Origin of the sequence: Thermus altitudinis (genome assembly GCF_022760835.1) — a bacterium.
Lineage (GTDB): Bacteria > Deinococcota > Deinococci > Deinococcales > Thermaceae > Thermus > Thermus altitudinis.
Map to the genome: position 1 here is coordinate 13,365 of NZ_JAKTNQ010000027.1, position 15,517 is coordinate 28,881.

9 protein-coding genes are annotated in these 15,517 nt (G+C 64.5%); 4 read left to right on the forward strand and 5 right to left on the reverse strand.

Going from position 1 to position 15,517, the window contains the following annotated elements:
* Positions 1–115: 115 nt before the first annotated feature.
* Positions 116–1,450, forward strand: coding sequence for a replicative DNA helicase (gene dnaB / locus L0D16_RS09555; protein WP_243031689.1), 1,335 nt, complete (start codon positions 116–118; stop codon positions 1,448–1,450).
* Here dnaB and L0D16_RS09560 read toward each other — a convergent pair.
* The 4 genes from L0D16_RS09560 to L0D16_RS09575 all read right to left on the reverse strand — a co-directional run bounded on the left by L0D16_RS09560 (position 1,425) and on the right by L0D16_RS09575 (position 7,592).
* Entirely contained in the window at positions 1,425–1,988 is a 564-nt protein-coding gene (locus L0D16_RS09560) for a protoglobin domain-containing protein (protein ID WP_243031682.1), read from the reverse strand. The two genes, dnaB and L0D16_RS09560, sit on opposite strands and share 26 nt — an antisense overlap.
* A gap of 86 nt (positions 1,989–2,074) precedes the next feature.
* Complete coding sequence (locus L0D16_RS09565; protein ID WP_243031683.1) at positions 2,075–5,461, reverse strand: molybdopterin-dependent oxidoreductase; 3,387 nt, start codon at positions 5,459–5,461, stop codon at positions 2,075–2,077.
* Positions 5,461–6,696 carry an NrfD/PsrC family molybdoenzyme membrane anchor subunit gene (nrfD, locus tag L0D16_RS09570; RefSeq protein WP_243031684.1) on the reverse strand — a complete coding sequence of 412 codons (1,236 nt, stop codon included), beginning with the start codon at positions 6,694–6,696 and terminating at the stop codon, positions 5,461–5,463. The genes L0D16_RS09565 and nrfD overlap by 1 nt, the downstream gene beginning before the upstream one ends.
* A 20-nt stretch (positions 6,697–6,716) precedes the next feature.
* Positions 6,717–7,592, reverse strand: a complete 876-nt coding sequence (locus tag L0D16_RS09575) for a 4Fe-4S dicluster domain-containing protein (RefSeq protein ID WP_243031685.1) — start codon at positions 7,590–7,592, stop codon at positions 6,717–6,719.
* 143 nt (positions 7,593–7,735) lie between these two features.
* On the opposite strand from L0D16_RS09575, the gene L0D16_RS09580 reads away from it, so the two are divergent.
* Genes L0D16_RS09580 through L0D16_RS09590 form a run of 3 tightly spaced genes read left to right on the forward strand, consistent with a single transcriptional unit; the run spans position 7,736 to position 10,811 of the window.
* Positions 7,736–8,563 carry a PhnD/SsuA/transferrin family substrate-binding protein gene (locus L0D16_RS09580; protein ID WP_243031686.1) on the forward strand — a complete coding sequence of 276 codons (828 nt, stop codon included), beginning with the start codon at positions 7,736–7,738 and terminating at the stop codon, positions 8,561–8,563.
* A 2-nt stretch (positions 8,564–8,565) separates the two neighbouring features.
* Positions 8,566–10,197: a sensor histidine kinase gene (locus tag L0D16_RS12500; protein WP_279231325.1), complete on the forward strand. Its 1,632-nt coding sequence runs from the start codon at positions 8,566–8,568 to the stop codon at positions 10,195–10,197.
* Complete coding sequence (locus L0D16_RS09590; RefSeq protein WP_243031687.1) at positions 10,194–10,811, forward strand: response regulator transcription factor; 618 nt, start codon at positions 10,194–10,196, stop codon at positions 10,809–10,811. Before L0D16_RS12500 ends, L0D16_RS09590 begins: the two co-directional genes overlap by 4 nt.
* Positions 10,812–10,889: 78 nt before the next feature.
* On the opposite strand, the gene L0D16_RS09595 is transcribed toward L0D16_RS09590, so the two are convergent.
* Positions 10,890–15,368, reverse strand: coding sequence for a glutamate synthase-related protein (locus tag L0D16_RS09595; protein ID WP_243031688.1), 4,479 nt, complete (start codon positions 15,366–15,368; stop codon positions 10,890–10,892).
* Positions 15,369–15,517: the final 149 nt, after the last annotated feature.

Consider the following 15,517-nt stretch of genomic DNA (forward strand, 5'->3'; position numbering starts at 1 on the left):
GAGAAGCCTAAGGGCCGAGCCCCGACCTTCGTCTGGCAGAGGCATTCCTTCCCTTAACGGAAGTCCCCCTGGCAGAACCCCCGGACCAGGGCGTAGCCTGATGGGGCTTATGGCTATGGAAGGACGTATTCCCCCCCACAGCCTCGAGGCGGAACAGAGCGTCCTGGGGGCCATTCTCCTGGATTCGGATGTCCTGGACGAGCTGGAAGGCCTCCTCCCCTCCCCCGAGGCCTTTTACACCGAGGCCCACCGCAAGATCTATGCGGCCATGCAGGCCTTAAGGTCCCAGGGCAAGCCCGTGGACCTGGTGACCCTGGCGGAGGAGCTTTCCCGCCGGGGGGAGCTGGAAGGGGTTGGAGGGTTGAGCTACCTGGTGCAGCTTTCCGAGGCCACGCCCACCGCCGCCTATGCGGAGCACTACGCCCGCATCGTGGCGGAGAAGTGGACCCTGAGAAAGCTCATCCAAGCAGCCGGGGAGGCCATGCGCCTGGCCTATGAGGAGGCGGGAAGCCTGGATGATATACTGGACACCGCGGGCAAAAAGATCCTCGAGGTGGCCCTTACCCAAACGGACACCGAGGCCCGTTCCATTCGCGAATTGGTGCACGAAACCTTTGAGCACATAGAATCCCTCTTCCAAAACAAGGGGGAGGTGGCCGGGGTACGCACCGGCTTCAAGGAGCTGGACCAGCTCATCGGCACCCTGGCCCCGGGCTCCTTGAACATCATCGCCGCCCGCCCGGCCATGGGAAAGACCGCTTTCGCCCTCACCATCGCCCAAAACGCCGCCCTAAAAGAGGGGGTGGGGGTGGGGATCTACTCCTTAGAGATGCCCGCCTCCCAGCTCACCCTACGCCTCATGTGCTCGGAGGCCCGGATTGATATGAACCGGGTGCGCCTGGGCCAGCTCACAGACCGGGACTTCTCCCGCCTGGTGGACGTGGCAGGCCGGCTTTCCGAGGCCCCCATCTACATTGACGACACCCCGGACCTCACCCTGATGGAGCTTAGGGCCCGGGCAAGAAGGCTTAGGAGCCAGCACGACGTGGGCCTATTGATCATAGATTACCTCCAACTCATGTCCGGCCCCGGGGCCGGTAAACAGGGGGAAAACCGCCAGCAGGAGATCGCCGCCATCTCCCGTGGGCTTAAGGCCTTGGCCCGGGAACTCAACGTGCCCGTCATCGCCCTAAGCCAGCTCTCCCGGGCGGTGGAGGCCAGGCCCAACAAGCGTCCTATGCTCTCGGACTTAAGGGAATCCGGCAGCATAGAGCAGGACGCGGACCTGGTCATGTTCATCTACCGGGACGAGTACTATAACCCCCATTCGGAAAAGGCGGGCATCGCCGAGATCATCGTGGGCAAGCAACGCAACGGCCCAACCGGCACGGTAGAGCTCCAGTTCCACGCCGCCCACGTGCGCTTCAACGACCTGGCCCGGGAGCCTTGAGGAGGGTGGCCGCCCCTTGGGCTAGGGCCTCCTTGAGGTCCCGGTGGCCCAGGGCCAGGCCCAAGGAGAGGGCCTCGAGGTAGCTCTCCTCAATAAGGGCAAGCTCTATAGCAAGGATCTTCTCAAAGGCCTCCACGGCCCCGTAAACTTCCGGGCCCCGCAGCGCCGAGCGCATATGCTCCAAGGACAGCTCCTGCACGAGGCCCATGGCGGGGACCATGGCCCTCGGACCAATCCCCAGCCTGGCATGCACCAAGCCGATGCGCCTCCTCCCCTCCGCATAGGCCTGGTCGTAGACACCGGTAAAAAGCTCCCCATACCAGCGGGCGAAGGTGCCGTAAAGCCGCTCCACCCTTCCGGGTACCCCGTAGAGGATCTCCCTCAGCTCGCTATCCTGCCCCAAGTAGTCGTAGAAGGCCAAGGCCACCTCGGGGGCCAAAGGAATCATCAAGGCTCCCAACTCTTGGAGCATGGCCGCATGCGCCTGGGTAAAACCGGTGCGGCGCTTGAGGAGGTCCAGAAGGGCCCCGGGGTCCACGGGACAAATGTACCTGGCCCGGCCTCGCCATGTCTAGGGTAAAAGCCCCAGGGGACCCCCCTCCCCTGGGGCTTTTCCTCCGTTCCTTAGGCCCTGGGGTCCAGCCCTAGCCTAAGGGCCACCTCCCGCCGCAGGGCCTCGGGGTCCAGCTCCCCCCGGGCCGCCTTCAGCGCCTTTTCCCTAATCTCCTCCGCGCTCACCCCCTCCGGCCCACCCAGGGCCGCCTTCCGCACCCCCTCCCCATAGGTCCTGGCCTCCTCGAGGGTGGGGCGCACCAGACGCACCTTGGAATCGTAGAAGACGGCGCTTCCCCCGGTCAGGTCAGAAAGCCCCACATCCTTTAGCACCGGGTCCACCCGCATGGCGGCGTTGGCGTGGATGCCCGCGGCCCTACGGGGATCGGCCTTGATCACCTGGCCGTTGATCTCCAGGTCGCTGGCCCCGTAGGCCCAGTGGCCGAACCCTAGGGCGAAGGCGATGTGCCCAGGGCGGATGCCCTCCATGACCTTCAGCTTGCCCACCATGGGCTTCTTGCCAAAGGGCCCCAAGTCCCAAACCCCTTCGGGGTTGCTGGCGGAAACCACCTTGACCAGCTCCCCATCCTTGAAGCCCAGCCGCCTGGCGTCCTCGGGATGGATGGCGATGTAGTTCTCGGGGGTGATGTTGAGAAGCCAGTAGTTGGAAATGGTACGGCTCTTGGTCATGGTGATCCAGCGATGGGTGATCAGGTTGAGGTCAAAATCCTCGCCATCCTGGATGGGCTGGCCCAAGGCATCCGTGTAGGGAGGGAAGAGGCGCGGCAGAGGCCAGTAGGGCTTTCCGGTCATGCTGTTTTTGGTCTTGGCGTGCTTTTCCAAGTACAGGTTGATCTGCCTGCCATAGGGGTTGGCCACGGTGCCATCGGGCTTGAAGGCCTTCTCAAAGCGCTGGAAGCGCCCGCCACGGTTCAGGACGTACACGGCCCGCCGGAAGAGGCCCTCATCCCCGATGGCCGCCTTCCACTTCTCCAGGTCAAACACCGAAGGGGGCAGGTGGCGGCGGGCCTTCTGGAAGATCTCCAGCTCCCGGTCATCGGCCTCGGGCACGGCCTCCGAGCCATCGGCCTTCTCCCCGAAGGCCAGGTTGGCCACCAGTTTCAGGTAGAAGTCCTCGGGCCTGCGGAAGGGCATGCCGTTCTTGAAGCCTTTTTCCCCAAACCCCGGCATACCCAGGTACTCCGCCAGGGCCAGGAAGAAGGCCTCTGCGGAGATGGGCATCCTCTCCCCGAAGACCTCCACCTCCTCAGGGATAGGGGGTATGGCCGGCTGGCGGATGGTCTGCACCTTCCAGATCACGTTGGGGTGGCTGCCGTGGAACTCCCAGCGCTCCAGGTAGGTGAGATCAGGGATGATGTAGTCGGCATAGAGGTAGGTGTCCCCCACCACGATGTCAAAGGCCACGATCAGGGGGATCCTCTCGGGGTCCAGCATGGCCTGGATCTGGGTATGGCCAGCGGGTAGGGCATAAGCAGGGGAGCCCATGTAGTGGAAGAGGATCTTCACCGGGTAGGGGTACCCCTGGGCTGCGGAGGGCAGGATCTCCTGGTAGATATCCGAGCTATGGGGGAACCAGGGCCGCTTAGCGGGGTAGCCCTCAAAGAGGGTGGTCTTCTCGTATTCCACCTCGTGGCGGATTAGGCTTATGCCAAAGGGCTCCAGCTTCTTGGGATGGAGCTTGTCCATGTAGAAGGGCCCTTCCGCCTTCTTGCCCACGATGTCGTAGGTGCTGGCGCGCACAAACCCCCCATGGTGGTCGTAGTTGCCGATCAGGGCGTTCAGGACATTCCAGGCGAAAGCGTTGTAGAAGCCGTTGGTGTGTTGGCTGACCCCACGGTGGATATCCACCACCGCCTTCTTGCCATGGCGGGTGAACTCGTGGGCCAGCCAGACGATGTCCTCCGGCGTGACGCCCGCCAACTTTGCCCACTCCTCCAGGCTTCGGCTGAAGGCCTCCTCCCGGATGAGCTGGAGGGCGCTTTTCACCCGGATGCCGTTAAGGGTGGTGTCCACGAAGAGGTCCCCGAAGACGGGTTGGTCCTCGCTCTGCGGGTCTACCGGGGTGGGTTTGCCCTGCACCAGGACCATGGGGTGGTCAAAGACCACCTCCTTGCCATCCAAGATGCGGACCTCCGGGGCCATCCCCAGGTGGCTCATGCGCAGAAGCTTGGTGGGGAAACCTTTCTCGTCCATCTCCACCAGCCAGGTGGCGTTGGTCCAACTGGGCTCGCCGAGGGCCTTGGCCGCTCCCTTGTTGGCCGCAGAGAGGAAGCGGGCATCAAACCGCCCCTTCTCAAACATCCAACGCATCATGCCAAAGGCCACGGCGGCGTCGTAGCCCGCCTTGGTGGGAATCCACTTGACGGCGTGGGCCACCCCCTTCTGGGCTCGAGGGTCCAGCACCACATACCTTAGCTTCCCTGTGGCCGCTCCCTGGGTCACCTCCTTTACCCTCAGGGGTGGACCATAGTTCCCCTCAAAGATATTGGCTCCCACGAAGATCACAAACTCCGCTCCCGTGAGATCCGCCTGCCAGTAGAACTTCTCCCCCCCTGTCCAGGTGTACGCCCCCTTCTTCTCGTCGTAGGCCAGCTGGTAGCTCATGGCCTTACCCGTGAAGTAGAGGGAGCCCTGGCAGATGGTGGTATGCCCGTGGAAGTTCACCGAACCCAGGCTGTTCTGGAAGAACCACTTGAAGAACTCGTTGCGCCCAGCTTTAAGGCGGCCATAGGCAAAGACCGCCTGGTTGTTCTTGGGCCCGAGGTCGGGGTGGTCGGGGTCAATGAGGGTGTGCAGGTGGTCCTTAAACTCCTCCTTAAAGCGCTCCACCAAAGCTTTTTTCTTATCCGGGTCCTTCTCGTGCCAGATCTCCTCCACCCGGGCCTTCATGGCCTTCATCACCTCCGGGTCCCTAAGGGCCCAGACCTCCTTCAGGCCCGGGTAGTCCCGCTCGTCCCCGAGCTCGGCGAAGAGCTTCCCCCCCTCGGCGATCTCCTTCACCGCCTGGGCAAAGGGGATCTCCTTCCACTTGCCGCTACCCCTGGGGCCAGCCCGCTTCAAGACCTTGCGGATGCGGTAGGGATCGTACACGGTCTGCAAGCCCGTCTGCCCTTTGGGGCAAATCCCCCCATCCACCTTGGCCGCCCTTTCCAAAGACGTCTCCAGGGGAAGGTGGGGGTAGAGGGTCCAAGGAGCATAAGGGCTTCCGTCAATCTTGGCCGCCACCCCCTCGTAGAGCTTGACCTTAATGGGGCAACCGGTGTTGCACTGCAAACAGACGGAGTAAATCTGGTTCTCGGGATCGTTCAAGGGGTAGAAACCGGGAGCCCTCTGGGCCGCTGCCTCGGCCTGGGAAAGAAGCTCCGTGGCCTTCTCGCCCAAAAGGACCCCGCTTCCGGAAAGCACCCCCAGCTTCAAGAGTTCCCGCCTGGAAAGCATCACGCCACCTCCTTGAGAAGCCTGCCCTCAATCACGGGCAGGATGCGCACCAGCACATAGGTCAGGGTAAAGCCCAGGACCACGGAAAAGACCACCACGCTCCACTCAAACCACGTGGGAAAGTAGACAAAGGTGAGGCGGTGGTCATGGTAGGCATGCACCAAGCCCTCCAGCTTGGGGTGGACCAGGCTGGGAATCACCAGGTTGAGGCGGATGGCCAAGAAGGTAACCGCCACCAGGAAGCTGGCAAGGCCGATGGCGCCAATCCGGCCCCGGAGTCCAAGAGCCAGTAGCAGAAGGACGGGAACCACCACCCCCAGGAGGATATGGAACACCCAGTACACGTACCAGAAAGGCCCAAAGAGGGTGTTCCAAAGGGCCTTGAACTCCGGGCCCACCCCATACCACATGGGGATGGAGTACTCCGCCCACTCCAGGAGGAGGTCAAAGAGGATGAGCCCCAACACCACCCGGCCCAGAAGCAGGCTTATCTCCCGCCAACGTTCGTCCTTCCTGGGCCAGAAGAAGACGTACACCGCGGTCATCAAGGCCCCACCCGAGAGGAGGGCCCCCGTGAGGAAGAGGATGGGGTAGATGGGGCTATGCCAAAGATCTTGGGCCACCACTGTGCCAAAGAGCGCCCCCACCCCCCCGTGGAAGGCAATGGCCAAGGGCACGCCGATGGTTCCCAAAACCCTGAGAATCCCCTCATCCCGGTGGATCTCTTCTTCGGTGAAGGGGGTCTTCCGGCCCCTTGTGAGCAGGCGGGCTAAAAAGCCCGTAACTCCCCGGCGATCCGCATAGCGGGGCAGGTGCCGCCTCAGGGCAAAGTAAAGCTCCGAAAGAAGAAGGAGGCCATAGGCGGTGTACAGCCACACCATCCAAGCCATCATGGAGCGGAAGTTGGGCCTCAGGTAGACGTAGTAAAAGCGTTCCAAATGCCCCAGGTCAAACCAGATGGTGATGAGGGCCATGAGCAGGCTGGCCAAGGCCACCACCAGGGCCAGGGGGGCGATGGGCTCCAGCTTGCGCACCCCAAAGACATAGACCAAGGCGGAAAGCAAAAAGGCCCCCGCCGAAAGGCCGATAAAGTAGATGTACGCGGCCACCCATAGGCCCCAAGGCACATAGCTGCCATACCCCGCCAGCTGGTGGCCGGTGGCGAAACGCAGAATGAACCCCGCAAGGCCTATGGCCGCCAGAACCCCGTATAGGATCCAACCCCAAGCGCGCATCCTCATCCTCCTTTACCCCCTTAGACCAGGTAGTAGACCCTGGGCTCCGTGCCTAGCTCCTCCTTAAGCCGCATGGCATTGGGCTGATGGATGAGCTGGAAAACCAGGCTTTCCGGATCGGAAGCATCCCCGAAGAAGGTGGCCCGGCCGATGCAGGTGGTCACGCACTGGGGCAAAAGCCCATGCTCTATCCGGTGCAGGCAGAAGCTGCACTTCCGGGCATTGCCCACGGGGCTATGGGGGATTACCGCCTCCTTGCGCACGTGCACCTCCCCCCACTCAAAGGTGGGGAGCTCCTCGTAGGGCATATGCCCTTGGCCGGGGGTATCCTGCGTCCAGTTTTCCCCAAAGTCAAAGGTGCGGGCCTGATAGGGACAGGACACCAAGCAGTAGCGGCAACCGATGCAGGCGTCGTAGTCGATCTCCACGATGCCATCAGCCCGCTTCCAGGTGGCCCCCACCGGGCATACCGGTACGCAGGGAGGGTTATCGCACTGCATGCAGGGCCGGGGCAGGAACCTCCAGCTCACCTCGGGATATTTCCCGATCTGCTCCTCAATCACCGGACGGTAGACCACGCCAGGGGGCAGCTTGTTCTCCACCGCACAGGAGACCGTGCAAGCGTGGCAGCCCACGCACTTGCGGGTATCGATCACCATCACCCACTTGGGGATGGTGCCCTTGTTCAGGGCCCGCTCCAGGTCCCGCTGCATGCGCACCAAGACGTCCTCGTACTCCAACTCGGGTAGGATGGGCCCATCCGGGGGTCTTGGGGGAAGTTCCACCTTTAGCGGCTCGGCCCCGGCCTTCACCGGCTGGCCTCCCAGCACCATGCCGGCAAAGACCGTGGAGGCTACCTTTTCCAAAAAGGCCCTGCGGCTTTCCAACTCGCTCATACCCACCTCCAAAGGCAGCTTAGAAAAGGGGGACGCGGCCTTCATCGGCGTTTCTCCGACAGTCCAGCTGGACGGGTGTCCTCGGGAAAAAACCTACAAGCTCTAGGACCTTTGTCCTGGGGAAACCCGGCCATACTATAGGCATGGCCCGGGTCTGGCCCCTGGTACTCCTCCTGTTAGGGTGTGCCCGCCCTCCGGAAGCCGGACCCTTGGTTCCCCTTCCCCAGGTGCGCCTCGAGGAGGAAGCCCCGCTGCACATCGCCGTGGCGGGCATCCTTTCCCCCAAAAGGAGCTACCCCTACTGGACTCTGGCCCAGACCCTTTGGCCTGAGGCCCGGGTCCTGGGAAGGCGGGGTTACAAGGAGGTGCTGGAACTTTTGCAAAAAGGCCAGGCTGACGTGGCCTTCCTCTGCACCTTTGCCGCGGCCAAGGCGGTGGTAGAGGGTTACGGGGAGGTGGTTGCCAGCTCGGTTCCCGCGCCCTGGACCCGGTACCGGAGCGTGATTATCGTCAGGGCGGACTCCCAACGGGCTAGCCTTACGGACCTGGTGGGGGCCACCATGGCCTTTGTGGATCCCCTTTCCAACACGGGCTACATCCGCCCCATGCAAGCCCTCAAAAAGTTGGGCTACCGCCCAGAGGCCTACCTGGGCAAGATCCTCTTCACTTATGCCCATGACCGGGCGGTGGAGGCGGTGATCCGGGGCCTGGTAGAGGCGGCAGCACTGGACGGGATGGTGCTGGATGCCCTAAAGCGTAAGAACCCAGAGCTAAAGGCAAGGATCCGGGTCATCTGGGAGGGCCCTGAGGACCCACCCCCGCCCGTGGTGGTGCGAAAGGGGTTAGCCCCAGAGGTGAAACGGGATCTGCTGCAACGCCTGCAAGAAGCCGGGCAGCTTCCAGAAGCAGGGATAGCGGGCTTTGCCCCTGCCAATGACGGGGTTTATCGCCGCTTCCTAGAAGGGTTTTAGGCATGAAGGGAAGCCTTCGCACGCGACTTTTGGCCACCTTTGCCCTGGGCATGCTCTTCTTGGGAGCAGGGCTAGGAGGAACCGCCTTTTACCTGGTGAAAACCGGCCTGGAAGCCAGCCTCGAGGCCCAAGGGCGCGCCCAAACCCACTACCTGGCCCAACAGCTGGAGGAGGATCTCCTTTTGAACGACCTTTACGCCGCCTTTCGTCAGCTGGAAGCCCTGAAGGGGGAAGGGGTGCTGGGCTTCGTCCTGGACCCCAAGGGGGAGGTGCTGGTGCACTCCTTCCCCGGGGGGTTTCCCCTAAACCTCAAGACCCTAGAGGGTCGCTTCCGCTTCCAGGGGGAGACCTATAGGCTCTACCGCAGTTCCATCGGGGATGGCGGCGTGGGCCTTCTGGCCCTGGCCTTCCCCGAAACCCCCCTTTGGCAGAAGCTCACCCGCCTTTTGCTCCTGGGGGCCTGGATGGCCCTGGGGGTGGCAGCCCTAGCCTTTCTCCTGGTGGGCCGGGCCGCGGACCAGTTCCTCAAGCCCCTCGAGGCCCTGGTCCAAGGGGTGCGGGCCTGGCAAGAGGGAAAGGAGGCCCCCCTCCCCGATCCTGGCGGGGAGCTCAGGGTCCTCCACAGGGCCCTGGTGGCCTACCGGGAAGGGGTGCGGCAACGGGAGCAAGAGCTTTCCACCCTCAACCAGGTGGCGGAAGCGGTGAACCGGGCGGAAACCCCGGAAGGGGTGTTGCAAAACGCCCTGGAAGCCCTGGCCCAAAGCGGCCTCTTTCGCTGCGGGGAGGCGCGGCTGGGAGAAACCTTGGTGGGTAAGGTTCTCTGCCCCTACCCGGAAGACCAGGGATGCCCCTTGCCGGGCAGGCAAGGCCCCCATGTCCTGGAACTCACCGGAGCCCGCATCCTCCTGGATACCGAGGCCCCCCCGGCCTTCCTCGAGGCCATCAAGGCCCCCATAGAAGCCGGCCTCCATCGGGCCCGGTACACCCAGGCCCTAAAGGAGAGGGCCCAGGAGCGGTCCCAGCTCCTCAAGGCCCTCATCCAAGCCCAGGAGGCGGAAAGGGCCCGCATCGCCCGCGACCTCCACGACCAGATCGGCCAGATCCTCACCGGCATAGACCTGGGCCTCAAGGCGGTGAAGGAAGGACGGCTGGAGGCGGTGCCGGCTCTACAGGAGCTGGTGCGAACCGCCATCCAGGATGTGCGCCACCTCTCCCGTTCCTTGCGTCCTTCCGCCTTGGACACCCTGGGCCTCGAGGCCGCCTTAAAGCGCATGGCCGAGGAGTTCCAGGAACGGACCGGGATCCGGACCAACCTCCTCTGCCGCCTAAGGGGCCGCCTTCCGGAAACCCACGAAACCGCCCTGTACCGGGTGGTGCAGGAGGCCCTTACCAACGTGGCCCGTCACGCCCAGGCAAGGCAAGTGTCCGTGGTCTTGCAACAGGAAGGGGACGAGATCAGCCTGGTGGTGGAGGACGACGGCCAAGGCTTTCCTCCCCAGGCCCAGCCCGGTCTGGGAATCCTGGGCATGCGGGAAAGGATCGAACTCCTAGGGGGCCGGTTCCAGATGGAAAGCCTTCCCGGCCTTGGCACCACCCTTTATGCCCGTATCCCCCTAAAGGAGGTGAAGGCATGATCCGGGTGTTTTTGGTGGACGACCACCCGGTGGTCCGGGCAGGGGTGCGCTACCTCCTGCAGAACAAGGTGGAGATCGTAGGGGAGGCGGAAACCGGCCAGGAAGCCCTAGCCAAGATCCCCCAGGCCAAGCCCCAGGTGGTGGTCCTGGACATCGCCTTGCCCGACATGGACGGCATCCAGGTGGCGGAAAAGCTCAAGGCCCTCTACCCGGAAGCCCGGCTCCTGGCCCTGTCCATGTATGCCGAGCCGGAGTATGCGGAGCGCTTCCTCCAAGCCGGGGGCTCGGGGTACCTGCCCAAGGACGCCATCGAGCGGGAGCTGGAGGATGCGGTGCTAGCGGTGGCCCGCGGGGAACACTACCTGCCGCAAGGCCTCCTCTACCGCATGATCCAGGCCCAGACCGTCCGCAAACCCGGCCCGGAGGTCCTCACGGAAAGGGAGCTTAAGGTGGTCCGCTACCTGGCCCAGGGCCTCTCCTACAGGGAAATCGCCGAGGCCATGGGCATATCGGAAAAAACGGTGGCCACCTATCGGGAGCGGGCGGCGGAGAAGCTGGGCCTGAAAAGCCGGGCGGAGCTGGTGCGTTGGGCGGTGGAGGAAAAGCTGGTGTGATTCCACCCCACCCCGGCTTTCGCCAAGGTGGGGTCCGATAAAGCCCTTCTACCGCCCTACCCTTAGGGAGAAACGGGGCTACTCCGTGCTCACCCCTTGTTCCACCTGTTGGGCCACGGGCTCCACCATGCGGAAGTGCTGGGCGGGGTCCTCGAGGAGCCTCTCCAAGCGCCGGGCCTTCTCCTCCCGCTTGGCCTCCCTTAGCACCCGGATGTAGGCGGAAAGGAGCTCCTTCACGTCCTCCACGCCCCTTAGGTCCAAGGGCTTCACCGCCACCTTGGCCCCCTTGGCCAGACGGCGCCTCATGGCCTCCTCGGTGAGGCCCATCTCCGGCCAGTGGCGGAGGTAGACCCGCCCCCCGGTCATGCCCGAGCAGATCCAAGGCCCAGGGTCCCCCAGGACCAAGGCCCGCCCCCGGGTCATGTACTCAAAGGCAAACCCCTTGGCCTGGGCCCGGGCGGCCAGGTTGCCCAGGTCATCCCGCAAGGGCCTTTCCGGCTCCCCACCCAGGACCACATCCGCCCCGGAAAGCCGGATGCAGAAGCGGCTGTCCGCCACCCCTTCCACGATGAGGAGGCCCCCGATGGCCCCGTAGGCGAAGCTTTTGCCCACGGAGCCGTCCACATAGGCCCCGTAGGGGTTCCGCCCCTTAAGGATGGCCACGGTGCCCCCAAAGGCGCTCTTGGCCACCCCGTCTTGGGCCCCGCCCTCCACCACCACCTTGAGGCCCTCGAGGTTAAAAGCCGCCAGGCCATTCCCGGCCACGCTTCCCGCATCAAAGCGGAGCTCCACCTCGGCGTCAAAACCCTTGCCATAAAGGCGCCTTCTGGCCATCTCCCCCGCCAGGTGGGCCCCCAAGGCGCGGTCGGTGGAGTTCACCGGTCCCTCCTGGAAAACCAGCCTGCGGCTACCTTCCCCGTAGGCGGCCATCACCACCTCGGTGATGGTGCGGGTGAGCTGGTTCAAAGGCTTCCTCAGGACGTGGGCCGAGGTGTCCTTGAGCCATTCGGGCTCCTCCACCGGCAGGAAGAAGTAGGAAAGGTCCAGCTCCTCCAGGTGGTCCCGCTGGTAAAGGAGGTCCACCCTCCCCCTAAGCTCCCTCAAGGAACGGGCCCCCAAGGCGGCCACCAGCTCCCTTAGGGCCTCCCCCTTGGCCTCAAAGAAACGGGTGAGGTGCTCCACCGCCCGGTCCAGGTCCTGGGGCACAAAGCGCTTCAGGCCATGGGCCAGGGCCTCCTCCACCGTCTCAATCTGGGTGGTGATGCCCACGTGGCAGGTGTCCAGCTGGCATCCCCGGCAGATGGTGCAACCGATGGCCACCATGGCCATGGTGGCCATGCCCACCCGGTCCGCCCCCAGAAGCACCATGCGCAGCACGTCGTAGGCGGTCTTAAGGCCGCCATCCGCCCAGATCTCCACCCGGTCGCGAAGCCCAGCCCGCACCAAGGCCCTGTGCGCCCGCCGCACCCCGATCTCCACGGGGAGGCCGGCATACTTGAGGGCGTGGAGCCTGGCGGCTCCCGTCCCTCCCTCAAACCCCGAGAGGGTGATAACGTCAGCCCCCGCCTTGGCGATGCCCACGGCGATGGTGCCGATGCCGGGGATGACGGGCACCTTCACGGAGACCAGGGCCTTGGGGTTCACCGTCTTCAGCTCCTCGATGAGCTGGGCCAGGTCCTCAATGGAGTAGAGGTCGTGGTTGTTGGAGGGGCTGATGAGGTCCACCCCGGGCACGGCGTTGCGGGCCGCGGCCACCTTGGGGGAGACCTTCTTCCCCGGCAGGTGCCCCCCTTCCCCGGGCTTGGCCCCCTGGCCGATCTTGATCTCAATGACGCTGGCGGAGTTCAGCATGTAGGCGTGGACGCCAAACCGGCCCGAGGCCACCTGCTGCCCCCGCCAGTGGGTGTACTTGCCCAGCATGTCGGGGATCTCCCCGCCTTCCCCGTTGATGCAAAGCATGTTGAGGCGCTTGGCCGCCTCCACGTAGGCGCGGAAGGAGGCCTCCCCTTGGGAGCCAAAGCTCATGGCGCTGATGAGGAAGGGCAAGGAGTGTCCCCCCACGGAGAGGTCCACCTCCTCCGGGGAAACCTCGCTCCTTTCCGGGAAGCGCACCTCCAGAAGCTGCCTGGCCGCCACCGGGCTTTCCCTCTCCAGAGAGCGCACCTTTTCCTGGAAGTGGCTGTAGGGAGCCTGGCCGCTGGCCACCTCCTGGGCCGCCTTGTAGATCCGGGGGTTGAAGCGGAAGTCCTTGGCGGGAAGGACCTTTTCCGCTCGCAAGAACCCCTCCCGCTCCAAGAGGGTGCGCTCCAGCTCCAAAAAGCCATACCCCCCGGTTTCCGAACCCAGGAAGTTCCGGGTGCCAAAGAACTCGGCCAGCTCCGGCTTGAGCCCGATGGCGCTGAAGATCTTCCCGTAGCCCCTTAGCTCATGGATGCCCATGGTGGAGATGACCTTCTCTAGGCCCTTGCGCAGGGCCTCGAGGACCCCTGCCACCCCCTTCCTCCCCTCCAGGGAGCGGGCCTTTTCCTCCATGAGCCAAGGGGCCACCGCCTCCGCCCCCAGGCCCAGGAGGAAGGCCACGTCGTGGAGGTTCCTCACCCCCCCGGAGTGCACCAGGATGGAGGTGCGCCGCCTTAAGGCCACCCCCTCGGCATCCCGCTGCAAAAGGACCCGGTTCACCGCCGCCAGGGCCAGGGCGATGTCAATCCATACCCCCCCTTGGAAGGCCTCGCGGTCGGAGAGGATGAGGACTTCAGCCCCCTCCTCCACCGCCTTCACCGCCTCCTCCTCCAGGCGCCTAAGCCCCGCCAAAAGCCCCTCCTCCACGGCGAACTGGGGCACCAAGGTAGCGGTCTGGAAACGGGCCTTTACCTCCTCCAGGGTCAGGGTGCCGAAGCTTTCCGCCAGGCCCTGGTCCTCCTCCAAGACGATGGGCAAAAGAAGCTCCTCTACCCTGCCCCCACCCCGGCCGTCGGGCAAGGGGCGCCGGCCCAGGAGGGTGCGGGTGGAGAAGTGCTCAATCTCCCGCTCCCGGTCAATGGCCGGGTTGGTCACCACCGCCACGGTTTCCTTGAAGAACTCGGCGAGGTTGGGTTTTTCCGGGTTCAAAGCGGCCAGGGGGCCGTCGTAACCCAGGGAGCCGATGGGCTCGTTGCCGGTTTTGGCCAGGGCCTCGAGGTAGGCCCCGTCCCAGCGGTCCCAGCCAAAGGCCCGCTCCAGGCCCAAGGGGGGCGGGGCGGGCTTCTCCTCCACCCGCACCTCGCTTCCCCCGGCCACGGGGGGCGGGGCCTGGCGGATGGGCCCCGAGAGGTGCACCCGGTACCCCGCCACCGGGGTGCGGGCAGCGATGCGCTCCAGCACCAGGCGCTGGTGCCGGTCAAAGGGATAGACCTTGGGGCCTTCGGGGGTGAGGCGCAGATACACCTTCTCCCCAGGGGCCAGGGGCTTGGGCTCGGTCACGAACTCCTCGGCGTTGAAAACCCCCCTTTCCGAGGAGAACACGATCTCGTAAGGGGTTTCAAACTGCCAAAGAGGCCTTAGGCCCATGGCGTCGGTGGCGAACACCGCCTCATCCCGGTGGCGGCTTACGATGGCGGCAGGCCCCTGGGCCAAGGGGCCGAAGCGTTGCCTTAGGGCCAGGTAAAGGTCCTGAAGCTCCGGGGCCAGGCCCTTCACCTCCCCCAGCACGGGAGGGAAGACCAGGTCCATGGCCTCGGGCAAGGAGAGGCCGTAGCGGTAGATGAGCCCCTCCAGCATGCGGTTGAGGTCCTGGGAGTCCGAGCCCCCGGTGCGGGGGATGCCCAGGTGGTCCAGCTCCCGCCTCAGGCGCTCAATGGTGTTGATCTCCCCGTTGTGGCCCAGAAGGCCAAAGGGCTGGACCTGCTCAAAGGTGGAGAGGGTGTTGGTGGAGTAGCGGTTGTGGCCCAAGGCCACGGTACTCTTGAACTCGGGCCGGGAAAGCTCGGGGTAGTAGCGCTTTAGAAGCTCCGCCGCCCCCCGCACCTTGTAGACCACGCTATAGGTGGAAAGGGATACCACGTGGACGGGGAAACGGGCCTCGAGCCTCAAGCCCAGCTCCCACAAGGGGCCGTCCCCATCGGGGCTAAGCCCCGCCACCTGGAGGAAGAGGGGCTCGGTGCGCCGCCCCACCGGCCCCAGAACCTCGCTCACCACCTCCCCCCGGCGGAAGAGGACCGGCCGCACCCCTAAGGCCTGGCCCTCCCGCCGCAACAGGTCATAGAACTCCTCGAGGCGCTCCCCCTGGTCCTTGGGCAGGAAGAAATGCCCCACGAAGAAGCGGGGGTTAAAGGCCAGCCCGGGTTCCAGCCCCGCCTCCTCCAGGAAGCGTGCCCATAGCTCCCGGGGAATGTCGGTCTGGATACCTGTCCCATCCCCTTCTCCCCGGATGGCCCCCGCCCGGTGGGCCATGCGGTATAGGCTTTCCAGGGTCCTCCGCACGATCCGGTGGGAGGGCTTGCCGCTTTTTTCCGCCATGGCGATGATGCCGCAGGCATCCTGGCCTAGGGGGATATCCGGGTAGGCTTCCTTCCAGGTCATCTTGGGGCTCCTTCTTTACGCTTGGGGTTTGGTGTAGGCAAAGGTATGCGCGTCGTTCCTGAGATTATACACCCCCCGAGGGTTAGGGTCAAGAAAGTGTAATCGGTCAATACATCTGAGACTGGGGGACCGACTCCGCTTGCATTTTA

Bases quoted from the DNA above. Each gene is read 5' to 3' on its own strand.
- dnaB (WP_243031689.1), top strand. From the start codon at position 116: ATGGAAGGACGTATTCCCCCCCACAGCCTCGAGGCGGAACAGAGCGTC.
- L0D16_RS09565 (WP_243031683.1), bottom strand. From the start codon at position 5,461: ATGCTTTCCAGGCGGGAACTCTTGAAGCTGGGGGTGCTTTCCGGAAGC.
- nrfD (WP_243031684.1), bottom strand. From the start codon at position 6,696: ATGCGCGCTTGGGGTTGGATCCTATACGGGGTTCTGGCGGCCATAGGC.
- L0D16_RS09575 (WP_243031685.1), bottom strand. From the start codon at position 7,592: ATGAGCGAGTTGGAAAGCCGCAGGGCCTTTTTGGAAAAGGTAGCCTCC.
- L0D16_RS09580 (WP_243031686.1), top strand. From the start codon at position 7,736: ATGGCCCGGGTCTGGCCCCTGGTACTCCTCCTGTTAGGGTGTGCCCGC.
- L0D16_RS12500 (WP_279231325.1), top strand. From the start codon at position 8,566: ATGAAGGGAAGCCTTCGCACGCGACTTTTGGCCACCTTTGCCCTGGGC.
- L0D16_RS09590 (WP_243031687.1), top strand. From the start codon at position 10,194: ATGATCCGGGTGTTTTTGGTGGACGACCACCCGGTGGTCCGGGCAGGG.
- L0D16_RS09595 (WP_243031688.1), bottom strand. From the start codon at position 15,368: ATGACCTGGAAGGAAGCCTACCCGGATATCCCCCTAGGCCAGGATGCC.